This is a genomic window from Candidatus Zixiibacteriota bacterium, assembly GCA_019038695.1.
GTDB lineage: Bacteria > Zixibacteria > MSB-5A5 > GN15 > FEB-12 > B120-G9.
The window spans coordinates 1-2,412 of the sequence record JAHOYZ010000018.1; the positions used below are offsets into that span (position 1 = coordinate 1).

Below are 2,412 nucleotides of genomic sequence, written 5' to 3' on the forward strand. Positions count from 1 at the left end.
GAGGACCACCTCCGATCTGCCACTGAGTAGTGTGAATTGATCAGATGATGATATTATAGATACGCTCCCCCGGCCTGACGGTCGGGGGAGTAGGTTACGCGCAAACGGAGGTTTACATGCAGAAGATTCTGATAACGATCGTATTGACAGCTTTGTTGCTGGTCTCAATGACCACAATTGGTTTGGCAGATTCTAATGCGGTCAATGTCATTGTAGAAGAGTCCAGCGACACAAGGACGGTCGTACGCTTTGAGATCAATGACTTCAACAGAGACGCCGTTTTGATTAACGATGACACATACTACTCCATTACCTGCGGTGACGAGAGCAATTTGATGGAAGCCGGTGCTCCGGCGCTCCCTCGCTTGTGTCGTAGCATTATCATCCCCGATGACGCCCGCATGGAAATTAATATCCTATCGGCGATATACGAGGATTATGCCAATACACCGGTTGTCCCCTCAAAGGGAAATCTTCTACGTACTGTAAACCCAGCCAAGGTACCCCATACTTTCGGACCTGTTTACACGGATTCTGAGTGGTATCCGGCAACGACCATCTCTATTCGCGAGCCGCATATCCAGAGAGACTATCGCGGCACGGTTATCGATTTCAACGCCTTCCAGTACAACCCCAACAACCAGACTTTGAGAGTCTACACCTCCGTTACGGTTGAGGTTGTTAGCGCTGGAGTAGGCGAATACAATGTGCTGTCTCGTGATCGCACCGAACACGGCCTCATGTCTGATTTTGATCTCTTGTACAGCCGTCGTTACATTAACTACGGTATGGACGGGTCGAAATATGCACCCGTCGGTGAGATCGGCGACTTGCTGATTATTACGTATGACGCTTTTGCGGCCGACATGGCTCCGCTGGTTGAGTGGAAACGCCAGAAGGGGATCAAGACCACGATAGTGAATGTCTCGTCCATTCCCAATAACAGCACTGCCATTGCCAGCTTCATACAGGGTTTCTACGACTCGACCAATCTAGCGCATGTATTGCTTGTCGGTGATGCGGCTCAGGTTGCTACGCCATCAGCGTCCGGTGGGTCATCCGACCCGTCCTACGCCAAGGTGGCCGGCAGCGACAGCTATCCCGATATTTTCGTAGGCCGGTTCTCGGCTGAAAACTCAGCACACGTGCAAACACAAGTCGAGAGAACTGTCACGTATGAAACCAACCCTCCTGCGGGCGATTGGTTCCACAAAGGTACAGGCGTTGCATCCGACCAGGGACCGGGCCACAATGGCGAATATGACAACGAACACATGGACCTAATCCGCGACAAGCTCCTGGCTTACAATTATACTCATGTTGACCAGATTTACGATCCCTCAGCCACGTCATCAATGGTCAGTGCGGCTCTCAACGACGGCCGAGGAGTAGTTAGCTACTGCGGGCACGGCAGTACTACCTCCTGGGGCAGTAGCGGGTTCAGCAATACTAATGTCAACGCATTGACCAATAATAACATGCTCCCCTTCATCTTCAGTGTGGCTTGTGTCAATGGTCAGTTTAGCAGCTACACCTGTTTCGGTGAGGCCTGGCTTCGGGCCACCAATGGCGACATTCCTACCGGAGCCATCGGCGCCTACATGTCGTCGATTAACCAATCCTGGGATCCGCCAATGGATGCCGAGGATGAGTGCATTGACCTGCTGGTCGCTGATGAGATGTTCACCTTCGGTGGCCTCTGTTTCAACGGCTCCTGTAAGATGATCGACATCAACGGCAGTGGTGGGGTTGATATGTACAACACCTGGCACATTTTTGGCGATCCATCGGTTATGGTCTGGAGCAATACTCCAGCTCCGATGACGATCGATCACGACGACGTCATCCTCTTCGGCCCGACCGAGTTCCCGGTTACAGTCGTTGGTGTTGAGGGTGCTTTGTGCGCCCTGTACAAGGACGGTGTCATCTATGGTCGCGCCTACTCCAACGGAGCTGGCATCGCTACAATTACATTTGACGAAATGCCTCTTCCGGGTGATGAACTCACTCTGACGGTGACTTCCTACAACGGTGAACCATATCAGACCAACCTGCTGGTGATCTCTCCCGAAGGCGCCTATGTGATGTTCGAGGACGCTCAGACGAATGACGTCACGGGCAATAACAACGATATTCTTGAAGCCGGCGAGAATATTCTTCTGGGCATCGAACTCAAGAACGTGGGCCCCGATGCGGCCCTCGACGTGGTAGCCACGATTTCCTCCACCGATCCCAAGATCACTATTACTGACAATACCGAAGCCTACGGCACTATCGAGGGCAACGATGCTACTATATACATCGCGGACGGCTTTGCATTTATGGTAGCGGCTGACGCCCCGGATGGTTACCTGGCATCCTTTGATCTGTCCGTCACCGGCACCAATCGCGAAACCTGGACCGGTAGTTTTT

At 52.4% G+C, this 2,412-nt stretch carries 1 protein-coding gene; it reads left to right on the forward strand.

The window, feature by feature from the left end:
• Nucleotides 1-116 precede the first annotated feature (116 nt).
• A partial coding sequence (locus KOO62_06930; protein MBU8933726.1) for a hypothetical protein occupies nt 117-2,412 on the forward strand: 2,296 nt, incomplete at its 3' end.